Origin of the sequence: Micromonospora sp. NPDC050795 (assembly GCF_044456785.1) — a bacterium.
Classification (GTDB): Bacteria; Actinomycetota; Actinomycetes; order Mycobacteriales; family Micromonosporaceae; genus Micromonospora.
Genome location: NZ_JBITGE010000116.1, coordinates 1 through 892, shown reverse-complemented (window position 1 = coordinate 892; position 892 = coordinate 1). Strand labels below are relative to the sequence as shown.

Sequence of the window (892 nt, the reverse complement as noted above, 5' to 3'; positions counted from 1 at the left end):
GTCGGGTTGCGGTGCAGGCCGTGCGCGGCCAACGCGGCGACCAACACCGGATCCGGCGCCGCCACCCGCCCCCCGCCGGCCGCGATGTCCCGCAGTATTCTCACCAGTTGGCCGATGGGAACAGGGTCGGGATGACCGGGGAGCGTCACTGTGGTTTTCTGCGTGATGCGGGTGCCTACCGGCAGGTTGTTCAACGCCTGCGCATAGTCCTGATCGGTCCGGGTGATTTTGGCGCCGCTGGGTAGCAGCCGCCATTTGCCGTCGGGAAGCGCGGTCGGGTTGCGGTGCAGGCCGTGCGCGGCCAACGCGGCGACCAACACCGGATCCGGCGCCGCCACCCGCCCCCCGCCGGCCGCGATGTCCCGCAGTCTTTTCACCAGTTGGCCGATGGGAACAGGGACGCTATGACCAGGCAGCGTCACTGTGGCGTCGTATGTGATGGGGGTGCCTACCGGCAGGCTGTTCAACGCCTGCGCATAGTCCTGATCGGTCCAGGTGATTTTGGCGCTGCTGGGTTGCAGCCGCCATTTGCCGTCGGGAAGCGCGGTCGGGTTGTGGTGCAGGCCGTGCGCGGCCAACGCGGCGACCAACACCGGATCCGGCGCCGCCACCCGCCCCCCAAAGGCCGCGATGTCCCGCAGTCTTTTCACCAGTTGGCCGATGGGAACAGGGACGGTACGACCGGGCAGCATCACTGTGGTGTTGCCCGTGATGCGGGTGCCTACCGGTAGGGTGTTCAACGCCTGCGCAAAGACCTGATCGGAATTCCTAGGTGCCATCCGGATCTCCTCACCTTCTCGGTACTGGCCTCTCAACGAGCGAAGACAGTCACGCGTTCAACAGTTTCCCCGGGTTTTGCCCCTGATCTTGCAGGGCTGTTGCAAGTTCCGGG

Annotated in this window: 1 protein-coding gene; it reads right to left on the bottom strand. The window is 66.3% G+C overall.

Annotated elements, in window-relative coordinates; genetic code table 11:
- The coding region (locus ACIBEF_RS32485; protein WP_396797246.1) for a hypothetical protein at nt 1-779 on the bottom strand (779 nt) is incomplete at its 3' end.
- Nucleotides 780-892 lie beyond the last annotated feature (113 nt).